The organism is Aeromonas sp. WP2-W18-CRE-05 (assembly GCF_014168615.1).
In the GTDB taxonomy this organism is placed as follows: Bacteria; Pseudomonadota; Gammaproteobacteria; order Enterobacterales; family Aeromonadaceae; genus Aeromonas; species Aeromonas caviae.
Genome location: NZ_AP021917.1, coordinates 3,396,588 through 3,421,272, shown reverse-complemented (window position 1 = coordinate 3,421,272; position 24,685 = coordinate 3,396,588). Strand labels below are relative to the sequence as shown.

Annotated in this window: 21 protein-coding genes and 3 tRNA genes; 11 read left to right on the top strand and 13 right to left on the bottom strand. The window is 62.5% G+C overall.

Annotated features, from left to right (window positions below; genetic code table 11):
* Nucleotides 1-5: 5 nt before the first annotated feature.
* The 5 genes from H7R73_RS15860 to H7R73_RS15840 all read right to left on the bottom strand — a co-directional run bounded on the left by H7R73_RS15860 (nucleotide 6) and on the right by H7R73_RS15840 (nucleotide 4,295).
* The gene (locus H7R73_RS15860; protein WP_182951324.1) at nucleotides 6-2,162 is read right to left on the bottom strand and encodes an FAD-dependent oxidoreductase; all 2,157 of its coding nucleotides are present in this window, start codon (nucleotides 2,160-2,162) and stop codon (nucleotides 6-8) included.
* On the bottom strand, nucleotides 2,159-2,734 hold the full coding sequence (locus H7R73_RS15855) for a carboxymuconolactone decarboxylase family protein (RefSeq protein ID WP_039039829.1): 576 nt from the start codon (nucleotides 2,732-2,734) through the stop codon (nucleotides 2,159-2,161). The genes H7R73_RS15860 and H7R73_RS15855 overlap by 4 nt, the downstream gene beginning before the upstream one ends.
* The gene (locus H7R73_RS15850) at nucleotides 2,724-3,434 is read right to left on the bottom strand and encodes a DUF1499 domain-containing protein (protein ID WP_043154191.1); all 711 of its coding nucleotides are present in this window, start codon (nucleotides 3,432-3,434) and stop codon (nucleotides 2,724-2,726) included. The genes H7R73_RS15855 and H7R73_RS15850 overlap by 11 nt, the downstream gene beginning before the upstream one ends.
* Nucleotides 3,435-3,561: 127 nt before the next feature.
* The gene (locus H7R73_RS15845) at nucleotides 3,562-3,840 is read right to left on the bottom strand and encodes a peptidylprolyl isomerase (RefSeq protein ID WP_039039827.1); all 279 of its coding nucleotides are present in this window, start codon (nucleotides 3,838-3,840) and stop codon (nucleotides 3,562-3,564) included.
* Between the two features lie 59 nt (nucleotides 3,841-3,899).
* Nucleotides 3,900-4,295, bottom strand: coding sequence for a hypothetical protein (locus H7R73_RS15840; RefSeq protein WP_010674121.1), 396 nt, complete (start codon nucleotides 4,293-4,295; stop codon nucleotides 3,900-3,902).
* Nucleotides 4,296-4,831: 536 nt separating this feature from the next.
* Between H7R73_RS15840 and tamA the strand changes: the two genes are divergently transcribed.
* Both tamA and tamB read left to right on the top strand, forming a co-directional pair.
* Complete coding sequence (tamA, locus tag H7R73_RS15835) at nucleotides 4,832-6,607, top strand: autotransporter assembly complex protein TamA (RefSeq protein ID WP_103259819.1); 1,776 nt, start codon at nucleotides 4,832-4,834, stop codon at nucleotides 6,605-6,607.
* 76 nt (nucleotides 6,608-6,683) lie between these two features.
* On the top strand, nucleotides 6,684-10,457 hold the full coding sequence (tamB, locus tag H7R73_RS15830; protein WP_182951323.1) for an autotransporter assembly complex protein TamB: 3,774 nt from the start codon (nucleotides 6,684-6,686) through the stop codon (nucleotides 10,455-10,457).
* 204 nt (nucleotides 10,458-10,661) lie between these two features.
* Here tamB and H7R73_RS15825 read toward each other — a convergent pair.
* The 3 genes from H7R73_RS15825 to H7R73_RS15815 all read right to left on the bottom strand — a co-directional run bounded on the left by H7R73_RS15825 (nucleotide 10,662) and on the right by H7R73_RS15815 (nucleotide 10,978).
* A tRNA-Tyr gene (locus H7R73_RS15825) sits at nucleotides 10,662-10,746 on the bottom strand.
* A 31-nt stretch (nucleotides 10,747-10,777) separates the two neighbouring features.
* Nucleotides 10,778-10,862, bottom strand: a tRNA-Tyr gene (locus H7R73_RS15820).
* Between the two features lie 31 nt (nucleotides 10,863-10,893).
* Nucleotides 10,894-10,978: transfer RNA gene (locus tag H7R73_RS15815), tRNA-Tyr, on the bottom strand.
* 126 nt (nucleotides 10,979-11,104) lie between these two features.
* Here H7R73_RS15815 and H7R73_RS15810 point away from each other — a divergent pair.
* Nucleotides 11,105-11,617, top strand: a complete 513-nt coding sequence (locus H7R73_RS15810; RefSeq protein ID WP_182951322.1) for a VC2046/SO_2500 family protein — start codon at nucleotides 11,105-11,107, stop codon at nucleotides 11,615-11,617.
* A gap of 63 nt (nucleotides 11,618-11,680) precedes the next feature.
* Here the strand turns inward: H7R73_RS15810 and hpf are convergent, their stop codons facing one another.
* Nucleotides 11,681-12,013: a ribosome hibernation-promoting factor, HPF/YfiA family gene (hpf, locus tag H7R73_RS15805; RefSeq protein WP_010674126.1), complete on the bottom strand. Its 333-nt coding sequence runs from the start codon at nucleotides 12,011-12,013 to the stop codon at nucleotides 11,681-11,683.
* 392 nt (nucleotides 12,014-12,405) lie between these two features.
* Between hpf and H7R73_RS15800 the strand changes: the two genes are divergently transcribed.
* From H7R73_RS15800 to yciA, 5 genes are all read left to right on the top strand, one after another.
* Nucleotides 12,406-14,925, top strand: coding sequence for a bifunctional diguanylate cyclase/phosphodiesterase (locus H7R73_RS15800; protein ID WP_134997975.1), 2,520 nt, complete (start codon nucleotides 12,406-12,408; stop codon nucleotides 14,923-14,925).
* Nucleotides 14,926-15,008: 83 nt separating this feature from the next.
* Nucleotides 15,009-16,925, top strand: a complete 1,917-nt coding sequence (locus H7R73_RS15795) for a transglycosylase SLT domain-containing protein (RefSeq protein ID WP_182951755.1) — start codon at nucleotides 15,009-15,011, stop codon at nucleotides 16,923-16,925.
* Nucleotides 16,926-17,102: 177 nt separating this feature from the next.
* Nucleotides 17,103-18,101 (top strand): LacI family DNA-binding transcriptional regulator, encoded by a 999-nt coding sequence (locus H7R73_RS15790; RefSeq protein WP_039038828.1) that lies wholly within the window; start codon nucleotides 17,103-17,105, stop codon nucleotides 18,099-18,101.
* A 246-nt stretch (nucleotides 18,102-18,347) separates the two neighbouring features.
* Nucleotides 18,348-19,160, top strand: a complete 813-nt coding sequence (locus H7R73_RS15785; protein WP_182951321.1) for an NAD-dependent epimerase/dehydratase family protein — start codon at nucleotides 18,348-18,350, stop codon at nucleotides 19,158-19,160.
* A gap of 139 nt (nucleotides 19,161-19,299) precedes the next feature.
* Nucleotides 19,300-19,698: an acyl-CoA thioester hydrolase YciA gene (gene yciA / locus H7R73_RS15780; RefSeq protein WP_029314261.1), complete on the top strand. Its 399-nt coding sequence runs from the start codon at nucleotides 19,300-19,302 to the stop codon at nucleotides 19,696-19,698.
* Between the two features lie 6 nt (nucleotides 19,699-19,704).
* Here the strand turns inward: yciA and H7R73_RS15775 are convergent, their stop codons facing one another.
* Nucleotides 19,705-19,929, bottom strand: a complete 225-nt coding sequence (locus tag H7R73_RS15775; RefSeq protein WP_010674132.1) for a hypothetical protein — start codon at nucleotides 19,927-19,929, stop codon at nucleotides 19,705-19,707.
* A gap of 111 nt (nucleotides 19,930-20,040) precedes the next feature.
* Between H7R73_RS15775 and H7R73_RS15770 the strand changes: the two genes are divergently transcribed.
* Complete coding sequence (locus tag H7R73_RS15770) at nucleotides 20,041-20,886, top strand: endonuclease/exonuclease/phosphatase family protein (protein WP_029314263.1); 846 nt, start codon at nucleotides 20,041-20,043, stop codon at nucleotides 20,884-20,886.
* Nucleotides 20,887-20,981: 95 nt separating this feature from the next.
* Here the strand turns inward: H7R73_RS15770 and H7R73_RS15765 are convergent, their stop codons facing one another.
* Nucleotides 20,982-22,232 carry a LysM peptidoglycan-binding domain-containing protein gene (locus H7R73_RS15765; RefSeq protein ID WP_010674134.1) on the bottom strand — a complete coding sequence of 417 codons (1,251 nt, stop codon included), beginning with the start codon at nucleotides 22,230-22,232 and terminating at the stop codon, nucleotides 20,982-20,984.
* On the opposite strand from H7R73_RS15765, the gene H7R73_RS24220 reads away from it, so the two are divergent.
* Nucleotides 22,233-22,505, top strand: coding sequence for a hypothetical protein (locus tag H7R73_RS24220; RefSeq protein ID WP_010674135.1), 273 nt, complete (start codon nucleotides 22,233-22,235; stop codon nucleotides 22,503-22,505).
* A gap of 87 nt (nucleotides 22,506-22,592) precedes the next feature.
* On the opposite strand, the gene gloB is transcribed toward H7R73_RS24220, so the two are convergent.
* Nucleotides 22,593-23,357: a hydroxyacylglutathione hydrolase gene (gloB, locus tag H7R73_RS15760; RefSeq protein WP_039038832.1), complete on the bottom strand. Its 765-nt coding sequence runs from the start codon at nucleotides 23,355-23,357 to the stop codon at nucleotides 22,593-22,595.
* Between the two features lie 79 nt (nucleotides 23,358-23,436).
* Between gloB and H7R73_RS15755 the strand changes: the two genes are divergently transcribed.
* A complete protein-coding gene (locus tag H7R73_RS15755; protein WP_010674137.1) occupies nucleotides 23,437-24,159 on the top strand; it encodes a class I SAM-dependent methyltransferase in 723 nt (240 codons plus the stop codon).
* A 6-nt stretch (nucleotides 24,160-24,165) separates the two neighbouring features.
* Here the strand turns inward: H7R73_RS15755 and rnhA are convergent, their stop codons facing one another.
* Nucleotides 24,166-24,630: a ribonuclease HI gene (gene rnhA, locus H7R73_RS15750; protein WP_010674138.1), complete on the bottom strand. Its 465-nt coding sequence runs from the start codon at nucleotides 24,628-24,630 to the stop codon at nucleotides 24,166-24,168.
* Between the last annotated feature and the right edge of the window lie 55 nt (nucleotides 24,631-24,685).

The following is a 24,685-nucleotide window of genomic DNA, read 5'->3' as shown; positions in this document are numbered from 1 at the left end:
CAGAGTCAGGCGCTGCGGCGCCAGCGGTGATAACGGGCCAGCAGCGCCAGCAGGCGCCCGGGCTGGCGGGCACGGCGCCAGGCGCCAGCCACGTACTTGTTCCCCTCCATCAGGGTGGGGTAGGGGTGAACGGTGGCGAGGATCTTGCCAAGTCCCAGGCGGTGGCGCATGGCGAGGGCAAACTCGACGATCCGCTCGCCGGCGTGAGCACCCACTATGGTGGCCCCGAGTATCCTGTCACGGCCCGGCACCGTCAGCACCTCGACAAAGCCCCCTGACTCGCCGTCGGCGATGGCTCTGTCCAGCTCGGCCATCTCGAAGCGGGTCGACTCGAAGGGGATGCCTCGGGCCCGAGCCTCTTTCTGGTTGAGGCCGACCCGGGCTATCTCCGGACTTGTATAGGTGGCCGCCGGCATGACCCTGTAGTCTGCCCGAAAGCGCCTGAACTGGCCAAAGAGGGCGTTGATGGCGGCATACCAGGCCTGATGAGCGGCAAAATGGGTGAACTGGTAGGGGCCGGCAACGTCCCCCACCGCCAGGATGCTGGGGTAGTTGGTGGCGAGGAAGCCGTCGATGGCCAGGGTGCCGCCGGGGGCCAGTTCAACCCCCAGCGCCTCCAGCCCGAAACCGCTCACGTTGGCCTCCCGGCCAAGGGCCAGCAGCAGCTGGTCCCCCTCAACCACCAGCGTCTCGTCCCCCCGGCGCAGGTACAGCCGGATGGGCAGGTTGGCGCCTTTACCGTCCATATACCCGGCCGAGGTAGCCTGCCAGCCGAGGTGCAGGGTGACGCCGTCGTGCTCCAGCTGCGCGGCCAGGGCCCCGGCGACGTCCCTATCTTCCCGGGGCAGCAGCTGAGGGCCTTGCTCCACCAGGGTGACGGGGATACCGAGCAGGGCCAGGCTCTGGGCCAGCTCGCAGCCGATGGGGCCTCCTCCCAGCACCAGCAGATGGCGGGGGGGCTCGCGCAGTCGCTGCCAGAGGGTGTCGGAGGTGAGGTAGGGAACCCTGTCCAGCCCCGGCAGTGCGGGCACCCGGGGGCGGGCGCCGGTGGCGATCACGATATGACGGCTGGTCAGGCGCTTGCCGTTGACCTCCACCTCCCAGGGGGAGGTGACTCGCGCCCGCCCCTGGATGCACTCCACCCCAAGTCCTTCATAGCGCGCCACCGAGTCGTGGGGTTCGACCTCCTCGATGACCCGGGCGACCCGCGCCATCACGGCGGCGAAGTCGGCGCGGCTCTGGCTCGGGGTAAAACCAAGCTCCCCGGCCTTGCGCTGTTCAATGGCGAAGCGGGCGCTTCGGATCAGCGACTTGGAGGGGACGCAGCCGGTATGGAGGCAATCCCCTCCCATCCTGTGCTGCTCGATGAGGGCCACTCTGGCTTTCACCGCGGCGGCGATGTAGCTGGTGACCAGGCCTCCGGCGCCGGCACCTATCACCAGCAGGTTGTAGTCAAAGCGCGCAGGCTTGCGGTAGGGGGCGTGCAACCGGTAGAGGGCGAGACGGCGCTGCAAGGCACGCATCAGCCAGGGCATCAGGCCGAGCAGGGTCAGGGCGGCCAGCAGGCCGGGGGAGAAGAGGTTGCCTGTGCTGGTGAGGGTAGCCAGCTCGCTCCCCGCCAGCACGTAGACGAGGGTGCCCGGCAGCATGCCGAGCTGGCTGACCCAGTAGTAGGTGCTGACTCTGATGGGGGTGAGCCCCATCACCAGGTTGACCAGAAAGAAGGGGAAGAGGGGGATGAGGCGCAGGCTCAGCAGATAGAAGGCCCCCTCCTTTTGCATGCCGGCCTGAACGCTCGCCAGCTTGTCGCCAAAGCGCGTCTCGACCCAGTCCCGCAGCAGGAAGCGGGCACTGAGAAAGGCCAGGGTGGCGCCGAGGGAGCTGGCAAAGGAGACCAGCAAGAGCCCCCACAGAATGCCGAAGACGGCGCTGCCCGCCAGGGTGAGCAGGGCCGCCCCCGGCAGGGAGAGGGCGGTGGTGAGCACATAGATCACCAGAAACAGCAGGCTGGCTGCGACAACATGGCGGTCGACCCAAAGGGTCAGGCGCGCCTGGTGTGCCTGCAACTGGGTGAGGCTCAGATAGTGGTCAAGGTCGAGGGCAAAGAAGGTGCCGACCAGGGCCCCCATCGCCAGCAACAGCAGCAGGCGTGCCCGGTTCATCCCTGTCCCTTGTCGAGGGGGCGCTCGGGTTGCACCGGCAACTGGCAGAACCCCTGGGGAGCGATGTCGAGAGCGGCATTGAACTTGGCGGACATGTTCTGGAAGGCGATGAGGCCGGTGAGCTCCACCAGGGCGTCGTCATCGAACCAGGGCTTGAGGCGGGCGGCCTGCTCGTCGCTCACGCCATCCAGCCCGGTCATGGCCTCGGCATAGTCCAGCACGGCCCGCTCCCGCTCGTCGAACAAGGGGCTGTCGCGCCACCGGGCCAGCGCCTCCACCTTGTCGCTGGAGCCTGCCCGCTTGACGAGGGTCATGGCGTTGATGTCGACACAGAAACGACACCAGTTGAGCTGGGAGACCCGCACCGTCACCAGGGAGCGCAGCACGGGGTCGATGGGGGAGCGCTTGCGGTTGATGACGCCGTAGAGGGTGGCGACCGCGGCGAACAGCCTGGGGGAGCGCCCCCAGCACTTGCCCGGGATCAGCACCTGACCGTAGTTGCGTTTCTGCAGCCAGAAGAAGGGGCGGATGAACCAGGCGTAGGCCCGGTCCGGTTTGACCTCAATGCGCATCTTGTTCCTCTTTGAGCTTCTCCATCTTGGGCTTGTAGGCCCCGCCCAGGCGCTCGTTCAACCGATTCAGGAAATCGATGATCCGTGCCCGGTTGACCCCCAAATCGCTGCGCCCCTGGCGCGAGGCGGAGCGCATGTCGATACGGGTCTCTTTGGGCCCGGCAAAGACCCGCAGAGCCACGTCATCCTGAAACCCGAACCAGCCGGTGGTGACGACGGCATCGATACCCTCGCTGCCCGGGCGAACCTGCCAGCCCAGCTCCGTCATCAGTTCCTCGGCTTCCGCGAGCACTTCGACCGGGGATGCCCGGGTATAGAGAGGACCGGGGTTGCCTGGAAATAGTTGCAGGGGCGGGGGGGAGACCGGGAGATCCTCCGGGCTTCTGAGCTGCTCGGCCCACTGGAGCCGTGGCGGATGGTAGGGATCCGTGCTGACGTCGTTGGTGAGGGGGGAGCGCAGCGCCTGGACGAGAAACAGCAGGGGCAACAGCAGGGGAGTTATGCCCCAGATATCCGGCCAGAGGTTGGTGGTGCGGCGATAGCGCCAGGGCAGGCGCAGCAGCAGCACGAGGCTGAGGAGGGCGCTGGCGAGACAGAGGATGAAGCCGAGCCACCAGGGCCAGAGATGGGCGCGGCTGCCAAGGGCCCCGCAAAGGGGCAATAGCCAGGTCAGCAGCGGCCACCACAAAGAGCTGTGCATATGAGGGATCCACGGGACAGGATGGAACTATGCCCAGAAGGATAAACTTAATTGCCTGATAACGTTAGTAAATGATCATCAATCCCGGGCGTGCGGCTCAGAGAGCCGATGGCCTCGTCGCCCTGGATCAGTTGCGATAGAGCACCTTGATGAGGTGGAAGCCGAACTTGGTGCGCACCGGCCCCAGCACGGTCAGCAGCTCCCCCTTGAACACGGCATCGTCGAAGGACTTGACCATGTCCCCCTTGGAGAACTCTCCCAGATCGCCGCCACGCTTGCCGGAAGGGCAGGTGGAGAAACGCTTGGCCATCTGGCTGAAATCGGCGCCCTTGGCGAGCTTCTCCTTGATCTCCAGACACTGTTTCTCGGTCTTGACCAGGATGTGCTGGGCACAGGCTTTTTTCATCGGAATGCTCCTCGGCGAGGGGAAAGGGGGCGCAAGATTACTGCAATTGCGCCTCCACGTCAGCCCCTCGGGCGCGAGACCCGGCTCCGGGGGCCGGTGGCCAGGGGGACCCTGGCCCGGGATTGCCAGAGGATCTCCAGCCCCAGCAGGGCATAGAGGCTCCAGATGGCCAGGGGGTTGAGCCAGTTGCCCCCCATCTGCAGGGTGGCCAGGGCTGCGCTCACCAGCAGCAGGACTATCCCGGGCAGGCGCCAGTGGACAGGCAGGGGAGCGAGCAGGGCCATGCCCAGCAGCAGGGCCAGGCCAAAGGGCAGATTGAGCGCAGTGAAGGCGAGGGCCTGCTGGCCGTTCATGCCGGTCAGCAAGGCCAGCAGGGCGCTGCAGCAGGCCAGGAAGGTGATGAACTCGAGTCGGTCGGCGATGTAGTCAGCCAGTTGTTCGCTACGTAGGTGCATGGGGTCTCTCCTGCGATGATTGGGATCAGTGTGGGACAGGCCGGAGCGCAGGGGCAGCGGGATAAATCGATTGAATTGAACGAAGCTTTAGTGCCATCTATTCAAGTGATTGATTTAAAATTATTTTCCTGTTCAATAGCAGGCAGGGCGGGGAAGAGGGCATTGAGCAAGTCGAGGAGGACGGGTTGACGAAACCCGCCGGATGCGGGCTGTCCGACAAGGGTTGTCGCGAAGAGCCGGACCCTGCTGCCAGCCCAAGGCTGCCAGGGGAGATCCGGCGTGGCGGGGCAGGTGGTGGCGTTTTGTTCGCCCCTTGCCCGGATAGTGCGCAGTTTGGCTCCTCACACCCGGCTGGCTCCTTGCAGGGCCGAAGCGATCCCCGCACCGGGGGCGGCAGAGCGGCACGCAAAGGGGCCCCGAGCGTGGGATTTCGCCGTCGCGATTATGCTAGGATGAGCGGCACTCGCCCGGGATGAGTCTCGGTATCGTACTAAATAACACAATCTTTAAATCATGTTATTCGGGGAAACTGACGTTTGACAGGATGCTATCCTACTTTTCTCACCGGGAGCACTTCATCCGGGCGATCCCGTCGCCCTGGGCCCGGTCTCTTGCTGCTCGCCCTCGTTCTCTGGCTGATGGCGATGCCCGCCATGGCGGCCAAGTTGACCTACCAGATCAAGGGGGTCAGGGGAGAGCAGAAAGACAACGTCGAGGCCTACCTCAACGCCCTGCCCGTCTACCAGGAACGCCAGTACCGCCCCGCCCGCGCCAAGATCACCGAGAGCGTACAGAAGGCGCTGCAGGTCTATGGCTACTACCAGCCCAAGATCACCCTGAACCGCGACAAGAAGGCGCCCGCCAAGGTGGTGATCGAGATTGAGCGGGGGGAACCCGTGATCATCTCGCGCCTCGACATCCTGCTGGAAGGGGATGCGGGGAGCGACGAGGTGTACAGCGAGCTGCTGGACAAGTTGCCCCTGAAGGAGGGAGATCCCCTCAACCACGGCAAATATGAATCCATCAAGGCGGATCTCGGCAGTCTGGGGCTGGCCCGCGGCTATTTTGACGCCAAGATCAGCAAGAGCCAGGTCAAGGTTTTCCCGGAACAGGGCAAGGCGGAGATCTACATCCTGTTTCGCTCCGGCCCGCGCTACCATTTCGGCGAGATCCGCTATGACGCGACGCCGGAGGCACTGCACCTTATTCGCCCGCTCATCAACATCAAGAGCGGCGACCCCTATCTGGCGATCCGTCTGGCGGAGATGTCCCAGGATGTCTCCTCCACCAAGCTGTTCAAGCAGGTGGACATCAAACCCCTGATCAGCCAGGCCGAGGGCAACCGGGTGCCGGTGCAGGTGACCCTCTCCAACCGGGTCGATCACGAGATTGAGACCGGTATCGGTTATGCCACGGACGTGGGGCCGCGCCTGAGTGCCACCTGGGAGAAACCCTGGGTGAACCGCTATGGTCACCGCCTCTCCAGCACCGCCAAGATCTCGGCGCCGGAAGCGGAGCTCAGCTTCGACTACCAGATCCCGGTGGGCAACCCGCTGCGGGATTACTACTCCCTGCAGGCGGGCTATCAATACACCGACAACAATGACACCCGCTCCGATCTGGCCACCTTCGGGGTGCACCGCTGGACACGCCGACCGGAGAGCTGGGACAGAGACGTCTTTGTGCGCCTGGAGAACGAGCGCTACGTCCAGGGTCAGGACGAGGGGAACAGCCTGCTGCTGATCCCCGGCGTCTCCTGGTCACGGCTGCGGGTGCGCGGCGGTCTGGTGCCGGATTGGGGGGATCGCCAGCAACTGACGATGGAGTTCTCGAGTCCCTACTGGGGGTCCGACATCAGCTTCATGCGGGTGTGGGGGCGCAGCAAGTGGCTGCGCACCTTGGGCGAAGATCACCGTTTCCTGATGCGGGCCGAACAGGGGGCCATCGTCGGGGATGATTTCTCCCTGGTCCCCCCCTCCCTGCGCTTCTTCACCGGCGGCGATCAGACGGTCCGGGGCTACGGTTACGAGACCATTTCGCCACGGGGGGACGATGGCAAGCTGACCGGCGGACGCTACGCCAGCGTCGGCAGCCTGGAGTACAACTACCGCTTCAGCGAGAAGTGGCTCGGTGCCCTGTTCGTGGACGCCGGGACCGCCACCGTCGACTACAGCGAGGCCTGGAAGATAGGCACCGGGGTCGGGGTGCGCTGGGTCACCCCCATCGGTCAGGTCAGGCTCGATCTGGCGGTGGGCATCTCCGAGGAGGACAAGCCGCTGCGGCTGCACTTCGCACTGGGGCCGGAACTATGACCCGGCAACCAGGCGCATATCCTCTTCTTTCTCTTTTCTGGCCGCTGCGGCTGCTTTCCTTGCAGGGGTCTGCATCGTGATCTGGGTAAAACGCATTTTCTTGTGGCTCATGGGCCTCTTCTTCCTGCTGCTCATCGGCGTCAGCCTGCTGGGCTTCACCCATCAGGGCAACAAGTGGTTGTGGCAACAGGCCAGAGCCGCGCTGCCCTCCCTCAAGGGGGAGCTGGTGGCGGGGCAACTCGGGTATGGCTGGACCTTCGAAGGGGTTGGCTGGCAGGACGAGCTGGTGGATGTCACCGTGGAGCGGGCCGTGCTGGACTGGGATCTGGGCAAGCTCCTGCAGGGCAAGCTCTGGATCAAGACTCTGGCGGTGACTCGCCCCGTGGTCCGGGTGGCGGAGTCCGAGCCGGTGCCGGAAGAGCCGTCGGAGCCATTCGTCTGGCATCCGTTGCCGCTCAAAATCCAGGTCGACAGCCTCAAGGTTGCCGATCTCGATGTGGCGGTGCCCGGCGTGACGATCACCCTCAAGGATCTGGACATTGGCGCCGCCCTGGATCGCGCCGGGCTCATCGTGCGCGGCCCCGTGCTCGATGGCCTGAACGTGGTGGTGGCACCCTCCCCGGTGGAGGCGGCCAGTGGCAAGGGCGCCAAACCGGCGGATGAGAAAAGCGCCACCCTGGCGGCCGGCGAGCGCAAGGCTGCCCCCGGTGACAAGACGCAGGCCGCAAACAAGCCCGAGCCCATGGTGCTGCCGGCGGTGCGACTGCCTTTCCCCATCCAGCTGGAGGGGCTGAAAGCCACGGCGTTCCGTTATCAGCAAGGTGAGCTGGTGGAGGGGCTTGACAACCTGTTGCTGTCGGCCACCGCCGAGGAGGAGCGCATCGACATCCGGGAGCTCTCCTTGCGCCATGCCATGGCGGATCTGGCCTTGAGTGGTCAGGTGCGCCTGCACGAGGATTATCCCCTCACCCTCACTCTGGATGCCAAGGCGCGTCAAGGGCTGCTGGACGGGGAGCTCAAGGGGGAGCAGGTCAATCTCGTCCTGGACGGTTCTGTGGGCAAGCTTGGGCTGGCACTCAAGGCCAAGGGGCCGGTGGGCGCCAATCTCAAAGGATCCCTTGCGGCCCTCGACCCGGATCTGCCCTTCGATCTGGCGCTGGACTGGAAGAGCCTCTCCTGGCCCCTGCACAAGCCCGCCAAGGATGAGCCCAGCTATCGGCTGGACAAGGGCACCCTGAGCGCCAAGGGCAAGCTCTCCGGTTATCAGTTTGCGCTCAACACCGCCGGCAAGGGGACCGATGTGCCCCCCTTCAAGGTGGCCCTCTCGGGCAAGGGGGATCTCAACCAGCTGAGCCGTATCGAGCTGCTGCTGGGTGTCCTCAAGGGGGAGCTCAAGGTCGACGGCAAGCTGGCCTGGAGCAAGGGGGTCCAGTGGCAGGGGACGACCGAATTCAAGGGGATCAACCCGGCGGAGCTGGTGCCCGAGATCAAGGGGGTACTGGCGGGCAAGATCGCCAGCCGCTTCGATCTGGATGAGGCGGGCCACTGGCAGCTGGCCCTGCCCGAGCTCAAGGTGGATGGCAAGCTCAACCAGTATCCCCTGGCCTTGCAGGGCAGGCTCAGCGGCAACGACAAGATGGAGTGGACCATCCCGGCCCTGGCGCTGCAAAGCGGCCCAAACCGGCTGCAGGCCAAAGGCTCGCTCACGACCCAGGCCTGGAAGCTGGATGCGGATCTGGATGCGCCCAAGCTTGGGGGTATCTACCCGGGTCTGGGAGGGGACATCAAGGGCCAGGTGCGCGTCACCGGCAACCAGCAGGCGCCGCGCGTGAATGCCGATCTGGTGTCGGGCCGACTCGCCTACGCGGGCACCGTCCTCAAGGAGACCGTCATCAAGGCCAACGCCCTGGTCGGGGAGAAGCCCGCCGGTGAGGTGGCGGTGACGGTGGCGAGCCTGGCGCAGGGGGAGACCAAGCTCTCGCAAATCGCCCTGAACCTGAGCGGCGATCTCGAGCGCCACGGGCTCACCTTGACCATGAAGGGGGATCCGCTGGCGGCAGACCTCAGCCTGAATGGCAGCCTGCGCGGTGACCGCTGGCGTGGCGCCCTTGCCGAGCTGAAGCTCAAGACCCCCCTCAAGCGCTGGGCGCTGACCGCCCCCTGGTCTCTGGACCTGGATCTGCCGAAACAGCAGCTGACCATGGGGGATCTCTGCCTCGCGTCCCAGAAGGCCAGTCTCTGCGTCAAGGGGAGCCGGATAGCTCAGTCCCAGGGCAATCTGGAATTTGCCCTGAACGAATTTGATCTCAAGCGGCTGCGCCCCTGGTTGCCGGACAATTTCCGCTGGCAGGCGGTGCTGTCGGCCGACGGGCGCGCCAGCTGGCGCGGCAACCAGCCGACCCTGCACGCCACCGTGCGCACCACGCCTGGGACCTTCGTCGCCGACGAACTCAAGACCGATTACCAGCGCCTCGAGCTCGGGATCGACTTCGAGCGCCAGCAGGCCGCCATCCGGGTCGATTTCGCCTCCGAGCAGATAGGCAACATCGACACCGATCTGCTGATCCGGGATCCCGCCGGCCGCGGCAACCTCGGCGGTCAACTCAGGTTTGACGATCTGAAGCTGGCGACCTTTGCGCCCCTCATTCCCGAAGTGCGCTCCCTGCAAGGGGTCATCTCGGCGGATGCCCGCTTCGACGGCACCCTGGCTGCCCCCCTGCTGTATGGCGAGCTGAACCTGAAGGAAGGGGAGGTTCAGACCCACTCCGACATGGTGACCCTCTCCAAGCTGGTGACCCGCCTCAAGATAGATGGCAACCGGGCCGAACTCGACGGCTCCATGATGGTGGGCAAAGGCCCCCTGGTGCTGGGGGGCTGGCTGAGCTGGGCCCAGCAGCCGGTGACCGGCAGCCTCACCATTCAGGGCAAGGAGCTGGAGGCCCAGTACCCGGGCATGGGTCGGGTCAGGGTGACACCTGACATCGCCATCTCTCTCGGGGAGGAGACCAGGGTGACCGGGCAGGTGGACATCCCCTGGTCGCGCATCCTGGTCAAGAGCCTGCCAGACAGCGCGGTAGCGGTCTCCGATGATGTCACCGTCATCTACGACGATCTGCCGCCGGTCCCCAAGGCGGCACCGCTGCCCATGGAGATCAGGCTCGCCATCCGGCTCGGGGACGACGTCCGCCTCGAAGCCATGGGACTCAAGACCAAGGTGGGAGGGGCCCTCAACATTCGCCAGGATCCCTCCAAGCCGCTCTCGGGCAACGGGCAACTGGAGCTCAGGGACGGGCGCTTCAAGGCCTATGGCCAGAACCTCATCATCAAGGAGGGGCGGATCCTCTTCTCCGGCCCCATCGATCAGCCCTATCTCAACATCGAGACCTATCGGGATCCGGATACCATCGAGGACAACGTGACCGTCGGGGTGCGGGTGACGGGGCCGGCTACCAAGCCGAAGATCACCGTCTATTCCGAGCCGCAGATGGCGCAGTCCGAACAGCTCTCCTATCTGTTGCGGGGCAAGGGATTGCAGACCAGCGGCGAGGATGGCGGCTTCAACGGCCTGCTGGTGGCGGGGGCCGTGAGCCAGGCGAGCGGCGTGGTCTCCAGCATCGGGGAGTCCCTCGGCATGAGCGACGTGGCCCTCGATACTGCAGGCAGTGGCGATGACACCGAGGTGACCCTGTCGGCCTACCTGCTGCCCGGCTTGCAGTTCCAGTACGGGGTCGGGGTGTTCAGCCCCATCGCCGAATTCAAGCTGCGCTACGAGCTGATGCCAAGGCTCTATCTGCAGGCCATGAGCGGGGTGGCCCAGGCGGTGGATATCTTCTATCGCTTCACCCTGTAAGGGGCGCGGATGACAAGACAGATGCCTGGGGAGACGTTTATCCCCCTCTGCCCGACCTGCTGATGACAGCTGTCGCCAGCAGGTTCGGGGTGAGAGCGTGCATATATTGACGGGAGGCCTGGCCTCCCGTTTTTTTGTAGAAGAAGGGGATTTGTGGAAGGCAGAAAAGCGAAAACCCGGCACAAGGCCGGGTTCTCTGAAAGATGGTGGAGGGAGAAGGATTCGAACCTTCGAAGGCAGAGCCGTCAGATTTACAGTCTGATCCCTTTGGCCGCTCGGGAACCCCTCCACGGGGTATGACCTGATTGTGCGCACTTGAATGGTGGAGGGAGAAGGATTCGAACCTTCGAAGGCAGAGCCGTCAGATTTACAGTCTGATCCCTTTGGCCGCTCGGGAACCCCTCCACGGGGTATGACCTGATTGTGCGCACTTGAATGGTGGAGGGAGAAGGATTCGAACCTTCGAAGGCAGAGCCGTCAGATTTACAGTCTGATCCCTTTGGCCGCTCGGGAACCCCTCCCCAAGTGCGAGGCGCATACTAACAGATCTGTCGCGCTTGTGAACCCCTCTGCCGGGATTTTTAATGCTTAAAGGATCGGGTTGATGGCCGATAAGCAATGAAACCTTCATTTCCAAGATTTATCTCATGCTGCCCAGTGCGATTCGTGACCGCTTGCTCGTGGATGAGGCCCAGTTGGGCCAACGGCTCAACCAGGATCTCCGTGCGGGGGACCGTGCCGACTTCAGGCTGCACCTGGCGCTGCTGACCGATGCGGTGGAAGAGCAGCCCTGGTTTGATGCCCCGCCCAAGCCTGCGTCGGGTGAGCTGGATTGGCGCTCCCGTTTCGGTCTGATGCCCCGGGCGTCCCTGCAAGGCGGGGTGGAAGAGAGCGATGCCACCAGCCTCAACGAGCGTCTGCAACAGGGCGGGTGCATGACGGATGTGAGACTCTGGCTGGCGCTGCGCTCCCCGCCACTGGTGAGCCGAACGCCCGCGCTGGATCCCGCGGTGTACGACAACCTCTCGGCACTGGGTCGTGAGCGATGGCAGACCCGACCTATGGGTGCTGACCCCAGGGAGGAGGCTCCGCTGATGATGCTGCCGCTGCTCGATGAGCTTGCGCAAGGGGTGGATGCCAGGCTGCGCTGGCTGGGGTGACGGCACGGTAGAATGCAAAAAGGCGGGATAACCCGCCTTTTGCTTTATGAGTGGTGAACCTTGTCAGGCGTCTGCTTCGTCCGGTTGGGGCACTTCCTTGCCGGCGGCACGACGGGCGATGGGTTTTTCCGTGTGACGGTTGAGCTGGCGTTCCAGCTTCTGGCCCAGGTCCGTGATGGCAGCATAGAGATCCTCGTGCTCTGCCTGCGCAAACAGTTTGCCGTTGGGAATGCCGATAGTGGCTTCGACGATATACATCAAACGCTCTTTGGAGATGATCACATGGGGTGTGATAAGAGGCACCTGAAGACGCTCGAGCTTTTCAAAACGGGATTCAATGCGCTCGCGGATGGCTGGGGTGATGTCGATGATTTTACTGGTCATTTCGATTTTCATAATGGCCCCCTTCGGGTCGTCTTGCTTGTGTCTTCACCTCCAGATTACCCATGTCGCCAAATCAAAATGTGATCTGTGTCACGAAAAATACCCTTGGGAATCCCGCTGTCCATAAATTGTGAGCTTTTCCCGTTTCATGCCAAAAACCGCTTGAGCTCAGTGAAACAGGCAGGCAGTATCAGCAAATAGGATCGTTTCTGTCCCCCCTCGGCAGCGCCTTGTGTCGACCCGATGTTTGGTTTTTGCCGCATAGTCTCGAATTTTCTCCACCCACATCGCCTCATCGCATCGCAAAATCATTGCCATGCGCCGGTGGAGATATGCGCGCAAACGGATATGCTTTTCTGCAGGAGTCGGGGTGGATAACGTGGTTGTAGTGGTTGGAGTCGTAGATGAAGCAGCAAGCCACCCAGATGATGTGGTTTTATGATCGGCAGCATGGGCAATGGAGCCTGTCTGATCATGTCTCTTGTGAACCCTGGGCAGGGGAGGGAACCCACCCCTGGGCCACCCAACTTGAGCGGGAAGATGAAGCGGGTTTCGCCGATTTTCTTGCAAGACTCCACGATTCCGGCCAGCCTGGCCAGTTCATCGGTCACCTGCGCGATGAGGACGGCAAGGTACACCACGCGCTCTGGTACGGTCAGTATGTGCCTGCACAGGGGCTCTGTTGTGGCTGGCTTGCCCCCCTCGAAATGATGCATCGCGAGATGGATCGCGCCGACTCCCCCGCAGGCGTGACACCGCCGCTCCCCATGTTACAAGCCCCCTTGCTGGCCAAGCTGGCGCAGGCGCTCTCCGCCAAGACGGGGCTCGATTTTTGCCAGACCCTGGTCAACGAGCTGGCCCATATCCTGGGAGCCACTGCCGTCTGGCTGACGGAGCGGGTCGGTCTCGACAGGCTCAGGGTGCTGGCGAGCCACGGCATCGACGTCAAGGAGTATGCTCTCTGTGACATGCCCTGCCAGCAGCTCTATCGCCAGGGGGCCTCCTGCGCGGTCCCCGTGAGTGAACCCCTGACCGGGTATCCCGACCTGCCCCCGGGCCAGCACTATTACGCCCAGCCGCTGCTCGATCGCAATGGTCAGATCCTGGGCCATCTCGCCCTGCTGTTCCCGAGCCAGACCCGGACCACGGATCTGGACTCTGTCCTGACCATTTTCTCGGTGCGCATGGTGGCCGAGCTGGAGCGCCTGCAGAGCGATGCCTTGATGCGGCTGTCTGCGGTGGCCTTTGAAACTCACGAAGGGATCATCATCACGGATCCCGAGTTCAAGATCCTGCGGGTCAATTACGCCTTCAGCCAGATCACCGGCTTTGACAACCAGGGGGTGATTGGTCTGCATCTTGGCAACGATCTCTGGTCGGGGCTGGGAGGGCTGGGTTACGAGCTCAACGCCCTGGATCGCTGGCAGGGGGAAACCCTGCGCCTGCACGCCGACGGTCACGCCTATCCCCAGTGGGAGATCGTCACGCCGGTGCAGGATGAGAAGGGGGGGATCAGCCACTATGTCATCTTCTTCGAGGATATTTCCGAGCGCAAGGCGGCGGAGCGCCGCATCCAGGATCTCGCCTTCTATGACGAGCTGACCGGCCTGCCCAATCGCCGTCAGCTGCACGAAACTCTGACCCAGGCGTTCACCGATGCAAATCGCAGTCACCTTATAGGGGCCCTGCTGTTCATCGATCTCGACCACTTCAAGACCATCAATGATTCCCTGGGTCACGCCACTGGCGACTGGCTGCTCAAGGAGGTGGCCAGCCGTCTCAAGCGGCTGGTGCGCCAGGGGGATTGTCTGGCCCGTCTCGGCGGCGACGAGTTCGTGTTGTTGCTGCCAGCGCTTTCCATCAGCCCGCCCCAGGCGGAGATGCAGGCCGACCTCATCGCGGAGCGGCTCATCGGGGAGATCGCCGCCCCCTATGATTTCAGAGGCCAGGTGCTGCACATCGGCGCCAGTGTCGGCATCACCCTCTTCCCCGGTCGGGAGCAGGAGGCGGGGGATCTGCTCAAGCAGGCTGACACCGCCATGTATCAGGCGAAATCGGCGGGCCGCAAGACCCGGCGCTTCTTCGATGCCTCCATGCAGTTGCAGGCCGACCGGCGTCTGCACATTCACAACGAGCTGCGCAGTGCCCTCGACAATGGGGAACTGACTCTCCACTACCAGCCCCAGCACATGGTGGCGGGGGGGGAGATCATCGGTGTCGAGGCACTGATCCGCTGGCAACCTCCCGGGCGTGCCCTGGTGTCGCCTGCCGAGTTCATCCCCATTGCCGAGGAAACGGATCTCATTGTCGACATCGGCAACTGGGTATTGCACGAAGCCTGTACCCAGTACGTCTCCTGGGAGGAGAGCGGGATCCACGTCCCCCAGCTCTCGGTCAACGTGAGTGCCAAACAGTTCCATGCTCCCGACTTTGTCGATCGCATTCACGACGTGCTGGCGGCCACCGGCATGGATCCCGCCTGCCTCAACCTAGAGATCACCGAGTCGGTGGTGCTGGGTCATGCGGAAGACACCATCAGCAAGATGGCGGAACTCAAGACCCTGGGCATCAGCTTTGCCATCGATGACTTCGGGGCGGGGTACTCTTCCCTGAGCTACCTCAAGCGGCTGCCGGCGGACGAGCTCAAGATCGACCGCTCTTTCATCCAGGACATTCCCAAGGATGGTGACAACATGGCCATCGTCGAGGCCGTGATCGCCATGGCCCGCCACATGGGGTTCAACGTGACGGCGGAGGGGGTGGAGTCCCGCCAGCAACTGGAGTTTCTGCAGGCACAGGGCTGCCATTTCTTCCAGGGATACCTCGCCTCCAAGCCGCTTCCTGTTCCCTACCTTGAACGCTATGTCAGCCGCCAGGTACGCGGTGATCGCCCCGTCTGCACCGATAAAAATAGTGTGGCGTAGCCCCCGTGCTTAGCGGGTAGAATGAAGGTATGTCACCACCGCACTTTGGCGGTGGTTATGTCTTCAAGGGGAGAATGCCATTCGTGAAAGTCGTGCAGGGAATCATCTTGTCTGCGCTCTGGATGCCGGGGCTGTTGGCTCCTGCCTTCGCGCAGACCATGGAGCAGTCTCTCTATCGCCAGGCCCATGAGGCCGTGCGTGCCAATGATCAGGTCAAATTCAGCCAGCTTCGGGCACGCCTGATCCACTATCCGCTGTTGCCCTATCTGGATTACTACCAGCTTGCGTTCCGTCCCGGGGCGGCAGACTACAACGATGTGACCCGCTTCATCCGCCAGCACGGGGACACCCCCCAGTCCAACCGGCTCGAGCGCAGCTATCTCACCTATCTTGCCCAGAGCCAGCAGTGGTCCCAGTTCCTGCGCTTCTATCCAGCCAAGCCAAGCTCCACCGATCTGCTCTGTCAGCACTATCAGGCCCGCTACTACACGGGGCACCAGAGTGAAGCCCTGCAGGAGGCAGGCAAGCTCTGGTTGAGCGGTCAGTCCAGGCCCGATGCCTGCGATCCCCTGTTCCAGCTCTGGCAGCAAGCGGGTCTGCGTACTCAGGAGAAGATCTGGGAGCGCATGAACCTGGCTTTCGAGGCCCAGAACCCCAACCTCATTCGCCACCTCGGTGCCCAGCTCGGCAGCGGCATGAAGGGGTATGGCGATCAGATGATCGCCCTGTATGACCAACCCGTGCGGGCGATGAATCCGGCCAACTTCACGGCGGCGCCCCCGTCACGGCATCTGCTCTCCCTGGGGCTGGCCCGCTACGCCAACCAGGAGCCCGACGCGGTTCTGCGCCAACTGGGGGAGATGGCCCGTCGCTTCGGCCTGAACCATGCCGAGGTGAATCGGGTGGAGAAGGCGGCCGCCCGCCGCCTGTTGTTGGACCGCTCTTCTGACCAGCGCGCCTGGCTGGATACGGCCCTGGTGCGGCTCAAGGATCCGGAGCTGGTGGAGCTGCGGGCCCGTCTTGCCATCTGGGAGCAGGATTGGCGCGGCCTCGAAGGCTGGGTCAAGCGGATGCCCATGGGGCTGCAAAAAGAGGATCGCTGGCGTTACTGGATGGCGCGCTCGCTGGAGAAACAGGGGCGGCAGAAACCGGCGCGGGACCTCTATCTCGAGACTGCGAGCCTGCGCGGCTTCTACGGCTTCATGGCGGCCCAGCGCACCGGTGTGCCCTATCGCATGAAGAACCAGAGCGTGGCGCACAAGGTGCCGGACTGGCAAAGTGCCAGCCGCCGCTGGCCCTTCCTGCTGCGGGTGCGTGAGCTGCTGGCGATGAACGAGATCACGGCGGCCCGCTCTGAGTGGATCCACAACATGGATCGCAACAGCGTGGCCCAGCGCCTGGAGTTTGGCCACATCGCCCTCAACCAGGGCTGGCACGAGCTGGCGATCCTCTCCAGCATCCGTGCCGAGGCCTGGGATGCGCTGGACCTGCGCTTCCCACTGCCCCTCAAGCGCACCTTCTCCCAGATGGCACAAGAGCGCACCATGAACACCAGTCTGCTCTACGCCATCTCCCGTCAGGAGAGCGCACTCTATCCCCTGGCCCAGTCACCAGTCGGGGCGAGGGGGTTGATGCAGCTGATGCCTGCCACCGCGAAAGAGACGGCCGGCAAGCTTGGGGTGCCCTATCGCAACGAGCAGCAACTGTTCGACCCGGCCATGAACATTCGTCTTGGCAGCGCCTACCTCAAGCGCCTGCTGGATGTGTATGACGGCAACCGGATCCTGGCGGCGGCGGCCTACAATGCGGGTCCTGGCCGGGTCAAGCGCTGGCGCGAGCAGAGCGACAACAAGCCGATGGATGTCTGGGTGGAGAGCATCCCCTATCGGGAGACGCGCAACTATGTCCAGAACGTGCTCTCTTTCGATCTCATCTATCAACACAAGCTGCAGCAGCCCTTGCGTTTCATGTCGGAACGCGAGCTGAATCACGCCTATTGAGTTCGGGGGCAGTCGTTGTCGCGGCTGCCTCCCATTCTTGCCCCAGAATGGTTATCATCCCTTAAGCTTTGTTACAAAAGGAAACCTGCCAGGTGATCGGGCGCCGCGTCTTGGTCTGTCAGGTTCGATACAATGCCCGATCATCACTGACAGGCTTTTCCAACAAAGGAATCGAGAGTGGCAACGATCAAAGATGTGTCTCAGCTGGCGAATGTCTCCATTTCGACAGTGTCTCGAGTGATCAACAACACGGCGCAGGTGGCGCCCGAGAAGCGCGAGGCTGTCCTCGCGGCCATGAAGGAACTCAGCTTTCGTCCAAACAGCTTCGCCCAGGCCCTGGTGAGCAAACGCTCCAACTGTATCGGTGTGCTGGTGGGGGATCTGTGTGGCGGCCCCTTCTTCGCCCAGATGATGCGCGGCATCGAAAGCATGGTCGACAAGGCGAACAAGTTCACCATCGTGGTGTCCGGAAACCACGACGCGACCCGTGAGCGGCACGCCATCCAGGCGCTGCTGCAGCGCCAGTGCGATGCCCTGATCCTGCACAGCAAGGCGCTGCCTGACGAAGAGCTCAGCGAGCTGGCGTCGGGCACGACCCCTATCGTCTTCATCAACCGTCAGGTGCCAGGCTGCGAGGATCGCTGCGTCTGGCTGGACAACCAGGCCGGCATCACCACGGCTTGCCAGCATCTGCTGGACGCGGGACATCGCAAGATTGCCTTCGTCACCTCCGATGACGAGGAGTTTGTGGATGGTCAGCAGCGTATGGCCGGCTATCGCTTCGCCCTGCAACGGGCAGGTATCGAGCTGGATCCGGCCCTCATCGGCCGTGCCTATGCCGACGAAAAAGGTGGCTATGTGGCCATGAGCGAGCTGCTGGCGCGCGGCGTCGAGTTCAGCGCTGTGCTTGGTTTCAACGATGCCATGGTGGCGGGGGCCATCTCCTGTCTGCTGGAGCGGGGTTACAAGATCCCCCAGCAGGTTTCTGTGGTCGGTTTTGATGACATCCCCTATGCCCGATACATCTATCCCAAGCTCACCACGGTACGTTACCCCATCGAGGAGATGGGAGAGCGTGCCGCTGAGCTGGCCCTGAGGCTGCTGGATCACAAGCCGGTAGAGGGATTGGCGCTCAAATTCGAAGCCGAACTGGTACGGCGGGAATCTGTGGCCTGAGTCATGAAGTTGGCCCCGTGCGGGTCGACTTTTTTGCAAAACAGTGAAAGCGCTTTCAGAAATCCTTTTCAACTGTGATCCGCTTCAAAGCTTTTTGACCGCGCTGCCACTAGGATAGGCCCACGAATTAGGAGCGTGCGCTCCCGATTTTCCCGCTGTGGGAGGTAACCGGTTAATCCGGCTATTTCCTTCGTTACTTTCGACGGTCATCATTGGATGGCCGTTTTTTTTTGTCAGGATCCGGGTATGACGAACGAATTTGAGTATCAGACGGGTATCGTGGGCGCCGGCTGGCTGGGGTTGCCCCTGGCCAGGGCATTGCAAGAGCAGGGGCAATCTGTCGCGGTGACGGTCAGTACGGCCGAAAAGGCTGAACGGCTGCGGGGGGAGGGCATCGCCGCCTGGCCGCTGTTGCTTACCCCTGAGATGGGATCACTGCCTTTTCGCTGTCATGACCTGGTGATCTGCGTGCCCCCCAGCAAGACCGGTGATTACCCGGCGTCTGTGGCCAGCCTGTGTCGACAGGCGAGGGAGGCGGGTGTTCTGAGGGTTCTGTTTATCAGCGCGACTTCGGTCTGGGGGGCCGGGCAGGGGGAGGAGGATACGCCCGCTCCAGCTCATGACAGAGGGACGCGGATGCGGGCGGCCGAGCTTGCCGTACTGGAAGGGCATGTTGACTGCGCCATGATCTTGCGCCCGGCCGGACTCTATGGTCCTGACCGTCACCCCGGCCGTTTTCTGGCGGGCAAGACGCTGGCCGGGGGAGGCCAGGCTGTGAACCTGGTGCATCTGGACGACGTGGTAGCCGCCTGTGAGCTGATGCTGGCCCGGGGGCAGGATGGGGATGCCTACAATCTGAGTGCCCCCGTCCACCCGCGCCGGGAGCAGCTCTACCCCTTCGCGAGCCGCCTGCTCGGGTTGGTGCCGCCGCAGTTCGTTGAGCCGGCGGGGGAGTTTGCTCCCATCGAAGGTCAGCGCATCTGCCAGCAGCTTGGTTTCGTCTATCGCTGGCCGGATCCGGCCCACTGGTTTGCGGACGGTGCGGCCTTGAAGGGCTGAACGGGTCGTCGCCATCCGGGCCCCGGAGTCGGTCATCTGGCGTGCAAACCAGATACGGCGCGCGCTCCGGGACAATTGAGGTTTGCCAAGGGGGGGATCGCCCCCTATCATGCCGCCATCCATGATAAAGAGAGCGGTAATGATGGAAGAGACCAAGCGCCACCCCGATGGGGAGCTGTTGCTGAGAACCCTGGCAATGCCAGCCGATACCAACCCCAATGGCGATATCTTCGGCGGGTGGATCATGTCCCAGATGGATATAGGTGGGGGCATCATGGCCAAGGAGCTGGCAAAAGGGCGCATCTGTACCGTCTCGGTGGAGGGGATGACCTTCCACAGCCCGGTCAAGGTGGGTGACGTGGTGTGCTGTTACGGTCGCTGCCTCAAGATTGGTCGCAGCTCCATGCGACTCAAGCTTGAGGTCTGGGTCAAGCCGGTATTGCGGGAGAACGAAGCCCAGCGGTACTGCGTGACCGAGGGTGTCTTCACCTATGTGGCCATCGACGATCAGGGCAAATCCCGCCCCGTCCCGGTCTGAGTCTGCTCAGATGAGCCGGGCATTGATGATGGATATTTCCTGCTCAAGCCCGGTTTTTTGCCGTATCATGCGCTCCAGCATCTCTTCCGACCCCACGCACTGCCGGGTGTCGAACAGACAGAGATCACATTGGGGATCCCGCCTGATTTGATAGACGGTGGAAAGCTCCACTTGATGACAGGTTCCCTGTTGATCGTAAAATGTCACGCGGTACTGGTGCTGTCTCGCCATCGTTGAATTCCTTCTGGATGAGTCGGGCCGGACACGAATAATGAGACTAGTCGGCGACCGTGGCCTGTGTGAGGGCCATGTCGTCTTGCAGAGGCAGGTGATTGTTAGCCAATGAAAAATAGTTATCGGATTCTGGGAACGTCCCTGCTGACGTTGGGGCTGGTCGGTTGCTTCGAGGTACCGGATCAAGATCATCTGGTGACTGCGGCAGGTATCATACCTGGCGCAAGCTGTGACAGACCGCCTCTGGTGGCGCTCGCCTCCACGGCCTTGCCGAGGGAGTTTGGCATCACCGTCTGGAACCTCTACAAGGGACAACGCAAGAACTGGCGGGAAGGGCTGGATGAGTATGCCAAGTCCCAGGATCTGGTGCTGCTGCAAGAGTCGGCGACCCGGCCCGAGATGCTGGACTGGCTGAAGAGAGGGGATTTCCAGTGGCAGCAGTTGCAGGCCTTCACCCAGGGAGGTGTCTCCTTTGGCGTGATGACGGTGGCGAAAACGCCGCAGGCGTTTGTCTGTGGCGTCCGTTCCCCCGAACCCCTGCTGCGTATCCCCAAGTCAGGTCTGGTCAGTCTCTATCCCTTGCAGGGGGATCCTGACGGCGTGCTGGTGGTGAATCTCCATGCGGTCAATTTCGAACTGGGCATGGCGACCTTTCGCGAGCAGCTCAACGATCTGACTGCGTTGATCCATCGCCACCAGGGGCCGGTCATCCTGGGCGGCGATTTCAACACCTGGAGCGACAAGCGCGCGTTCTGGTTGAACAAGCTGGTGGGCGAGCTTGGCCTGCAGGAGGCCATACCTGTGCCTGATCTGCGTCGCACTGCTTTTGGCCGCCCGCTGGATCACCTCTACTATCGCAATCTGGATCTGGTGGAGGTGAGTTCACCGGCTACCGATGCCTCTGACCACAACCCCATTCTGGCGCGCTTTGCGGCCCAGGCCATCACTCCCTGAGTCATCCCTCAGGGGAGAGCGGCGTCGCCGCTGGTTCATGCAGACAAAAAAATACCCCGCATCAAGCGGGGTATTTTTTGGATTGCGACGAGCGATCAGCTGTTGTTCTTCACGAACAGAGTCAACTCCTGACCCGGCTTGAGATAGTCACTCTTGCCGAGCTGGTTCCAGCGCATCACATCGTTGACGGCGACCTGGAAGCGGGCTGCGATGGAGGAGAGGGAATCACCGCGGCGCACCTGATAGACCATGGACTTGTTGCTGCTCTTGCCCTGCTTGGGCCAGACCACCAGCTTCATGCCAGGCTTGAGGGCCGACTTGGCGTTCAGGCCGTTCCACTTGGCCAGGTCGGCGTGGGTGACCCCGTGTGCCTGGCTGATGCTCCACAAGTTGTCACCGGAGCGCACCTGATAGTTCACCTTGCCACCACTGCGGCTGGCGAGCTGCTGCGGCTTGCTCTGGGCAACCTGGGTTGCGCGCCCACCATTGGGGATGATCAGGCTCTGGCCACGGCGCAGGTTGTTGCCGCGCATGTTGTTGGCCAGCTTGAGCTGTTGCACGGTCACCCCGTGATTCTGGGCGATCCGTGACAGCGTATCACCACTGGTGACCTGATAGGAGCGCACACCACGGGTACGTTCACGCTGGGGCAGATCGGCCAGGGCCAGCTCCAGGGTGTCGGCGTACTCGACGGGGACCAGCAGGTTGTAAGGGCCCTGCGGCGAGGTCATGCCACGCTTGAGCGCAGGATTGAGCGCCTTGAGCTGGGAGGCGGAAACGCCAGCCAGCTGGGCGGCCACGTTCAAATCAATCTGACCACCGGTATTGATGGTTCGCAATTGCGGCTTGTTGGCCAGCACCGGCAGGGTGACATTGTATTTGTCCGCATTGCGGATCATGTCGGCCATGGCCAGGATCTTGGGCACATACATCCGGGTTTCGCGGGGCAGGTCCAGCGACCAGTAGTCGGTCGGACGACCAGCCCGTTCGTTGCGGGTGATGGCGTTGCGCACCCGACCTTCACCGGCATTGTAAGCGGCCAGGGTCTGCAGCCAGTCACCGTCGAAGAACCGGTTCAGGTACTCCAGGTAATCCAGTGCGGCATTGGTGGATGCAAGGACATCGCGTCGACCGTCGTACCAGTTGTCGTGGCGCAGGCCGAAATTCTTGCCGGTTGCAGGAACGAACTGCCAAAGACCGACCGCATTGCTGCGGGAGCGGGCATTGGGATCGAACATGCTCTCGATCATGGGGATGGTAATAAGCTCCATTGGCAGCTCACGCCGTTCGATTTCCTCTACCATCAGATACAGGTAGGGCTCAGCCCGGCTGGCAATGGTCGCCATATGCTTATCATTGCGCAACAACCAATCACGCTGTTGGCGAACCCGGGCATTATCGTGCGAGTCCAGCTGCATATCATCGCTGATACGCACCCACAGGTTATCAGTGTCATCCAGCTCTTCTATCTGTTCGTCGCCGAACAGCATCCGCGAAGAGTGTTTTTTGTACGTTTTCTTGCTGACTTGGGGGGATTTGATCGGCTCGATTGCCGTTACCGCCCGGTCATCCTGATGGCTCAGGTTTTGACAGCCGCTGAGAAACAGCGCTGCCAATAAGGCCGTTCGTAGCTTCATCTCGCTCAGGTCATCTGTGGAAAAACAGCTCGCATCATAAGGGGCAATGCCCCCCTGATCAAGGTTTGTTCAAAAAACGTCCTTCCAGGCCCGCAGAACAGCGAAGGTATCCTCTGGATTTTCCAAGCATTTAAGGGCGTATTTCTCAGCAGAAAATTTTACCGAGTCCTGCTCGCAGCGCAGAAAAACATTGAAATTCCGCTCATCTCCCAGCCGGGAGGGCAGACTCGGGAGGCCCTGCTGACGCAGTTTGCTGATCACGCCGATCTGCCGCTGGATCGCCAGGTTGTCGGGCTCGACCGCATGGGCGAAACGCAGGTTGGAGAGCGTGTATTCATGGGCACAATAAAGGAGGGTCTCATCGGGCAATGCCGCGAGCCGTTGCAGGGAAGTGTGCATCTGTGCCGGGGTACCTTCGAACAGACGGCCGCAACCGGCGCTGAAGAGGGTATCGCCACAAAACAGCATGCCCTGGCCGTAATAGGCGATGTGCCCCAGGGTATGACCGGGTACATGGAGGACATCCAGACTCAGGCCATGCCAGTTGATCTGATCCCCGTCGTCGAGCCATTGGCCGTGATGGTCCGGCATGGGGTCATGCTTGGGGCCATAGAGGCGAGCGTGGGGGAAGTGTTGCAGCAACTCGGATACGCCCCCGACGTGATCGCGGTGGTGATGGGTCAGGAGGATGGCATCCAGCACAAGATCCAGCGCAGCCAGCCGTTCCAGCACGGGAGCGGCCTCGCCCGGATCGACGACCAGGCAGTGATTTTCATGACGGATCAACCAGATGTAGTTGTCGCTGAAGGCGGGAACTGTGATGACGGTATACATGGGTCGAGGTCTCTTGTGTTCTCTTTAAGGAAGGGATCTTATATAACTGGATGGCATTCGCCCCCGAGTTGGTCCCATTATGCAACTGGCACGTACCGAACAACAGATCGCGCTTCCGACCAGTTGGTCCGCACTGCCCATGGGGGACTGGGTGGCCGCCGAACTTCAGGAGCGCCTCGACAACTGGTGCCCCCACCTCTTTGGCTATCACTTGCTCAAGATAGGAGCCCTGAGCGCCGAACTCTCCTGCGGCTGTTCCACCATTCGTCATCAAATCGGTGTCGCCCCCGGCGGACGGCTGCTGGACATCCAGGGGGATCCGCTCGCCTTGCCGGTGCGATCGGGGAGCGTGGATGCCTGCCTGCTGGCTCACTGCCTCGATTTCTCGCCGGATCCTCATCAGGTGCTGCGGGAGGCAGAACGGGTGCTGACCGACGATGGCTGGCTCATTGTCAGCGGTTACAACCCGCTCAGCCTGGTGGGGCTGGGCCACTATCTGCCCTTCATGCGGCGGCATCTGCCCTGGTCTGCCCGCATGTTCACGCCCGCACGGGTGACCGACTGGCTGCAATTGCTCGGCTGCGAGGTGATGTTCGACGAGCGGTTCGGTTTCTCCTTCATGGGCAGGCAGAGCAAGATCGGCTGGTGGCGGGAGAGTCTGGGGCGGGACTATTGCCGCTCCCTGGCGTCTGTTTACGTGATTGCCGCCCGCAAGCGGCGTTTCCCCGTGACACCGGTGCGTCGCCGCTGGCGGCTGCCGGAGTCGATGGCCGCGCCAGGAATGGCGCGCCAGGGCGGCTAGCAGGCATCAGGGCTGGTAGCCGCTGTCTTCGGCAAGCTGCTTGCCGCTGGCGGCCTCACGGGCCAGCTCGTCACAGCGTTCGTTTTCCGGGTGGCCCGAGTGTCCCTTCACCCAGAGCCATTCGATCTGGTGACGGGCCACTTCCGCATCCAGGGCCTGCCAGAGATCGACGTTCTTGACCGGCTGACGGTTGGCGGTCATCCAGCCCTTCTTCTTCCAGCCGATGATCCATTGGGTGATCCCCTGGCGCACATACTGGCTGTCTGTGGTAAGCCGCACCTGGCAGGGTTCGTTCAGGGTCCGCAGCCCCATGATGGCAGCCATCAGCTCCATCCGGTTATTGGTGGTCAATCGAAAACCGGCGGAGATCTCCTTGCGATGCTTGCCATAGACCATGACGGCACCATAGCCGCCGGGGCCCGGGTTGCCTAAGCAGGAGCCATCCGTGAATAAATCAATCTGTTTCAACATGAGCAATCAATCTGTTTTAGCGAGAGGCTTGGGGTAAACTAGCGAGTAAAACCGA

What these genes read in the sequence shown, in the direction of transcription:
- gloB (WP_039038832.1), bottom strand. Translation starts at nt 23,357, where the DNA reads ATGTATACCGTCATCACAGTTCCCGCCTTCAGCGACAACTACATCTGG.
- H7R73_RS15755 (WP_010674137.1), top strand. Translation starts at nt 23,437, where the DNA reads ATGCAACTGGCACGTACCGAACAACAGATCGCGCTTCCGACCAGTTGG.
- H7R73_RS15765 (WP_010674134.1), bottom strand. Translation starts at nt 22,232, where the DNA reads ATGGCGACCATTGCCAGCCGGGCTGAGCCCTACCTGTATCTGATGGTA.
- H7R73_RS15800 (WP_134997975.1), top strand. Translation starts at nt 12,406, where the DNA reads ATGAAGCAGCAAGCCACCCAGATGATGTGGTTTTATGATCGGCAGCAT.
- H7R73_RS15850 (WP_043154191.1), bottom strand. Translation starts at nt 3,434, where the DNA reads ATGCACAGCTCTTTGTGGTGGCCGCTGCTGACCTGGCTATTGCCCCTT.
- H7R73_RS15810 (WP_182951322.1), top strand. Translation starts at nt 11,105, where the DNA reads ATGCTGCCCAGTGCGATTCGTGACCGCTTGCTCGTGGATGAGGCCCAG.
- hpf (WP_010674126.1), bottom strand. Translation starts at nt 12,013, where the DNA reads ATGAAAATCGAAATGACCAGTAAAATCATCGACATCACCCCAGCCATC.
- H7R73_RS15770 (WP_029314263.1), top strand. Translation starts at nt 20,041, where the DNA reads ATGAAAAATAGTTATCGGATTCTGGGAACGTCCCTGCTGACGTTGGGG.
- H7R73_RS15860 (WP_182951324.1), bottom strand. Translation starts at nt 2,162, where the DNA reads ATGAACCGGGCACGCCTGCTGCTGTTGCTGGCGATGGGGGCCCTGGTC.
- H7R73_RS15840 (WP_010674121.1), bottom strand. Translation starts at nt 4,295, where the DNA reads ATGCACCTACGTAGCGAACAACTGGCTGACTACATCGCCGACCGACTC.
- H7R73_RS15845 (WP_039039827.1), bottom strand. Translation starts at nt 3,840, where the DNA reads ATGAAAAAAGCCTGTGCCCAGCACATCCTGGTCAAGACCGAGAAACAG.
- H7R73_RS15785 (WP_182951321.1), top strand. Translation starts at nt 18,348, where the DNA reads ATGACGAACGAATTTGAGTATCAGACGGGTATCGTGGGCGCCGGCTGG.
- H7R73_RS15775 (WP_010674132.1), bottom strand. Translation starts at nt 19,929, where the DNA reads ATGGCGAGACAGCACCAGTACCGCGTGACATTTTACGATCAACAGGGA.
- rnhA (WP_010674138.1), bottom strand. Translation starts at nt 24,630, where the DNA reads ATGTTGAAACAGATTGATTTATTCACGGATGGCTCCTGCTTAGGCAAC.
- yciA (WP_029314261.1), top strand. Translation starts at nt 19,300, where the DNA reads ATGATGGAAGAGACCAAGCGCCACCCCGATGGGGAGCTGTTGCTGAGA.
- H7R73_RS15855 (WP_039039829.1), bottom strand. Translation starts at nt 2,734, where the DNA reads ATGCGCATTGAGGTCAAACCGGACCGGGCCTACGCCTGGTTCATCCGC.
- H7R73_RS24220 (WP_010674135.1), top strand. Translation starts at nt 22,233, where the DNA reads ATGCTTATCATTGCGCAACAACCAATCACGCTGTTGGCGAACCCGGGC.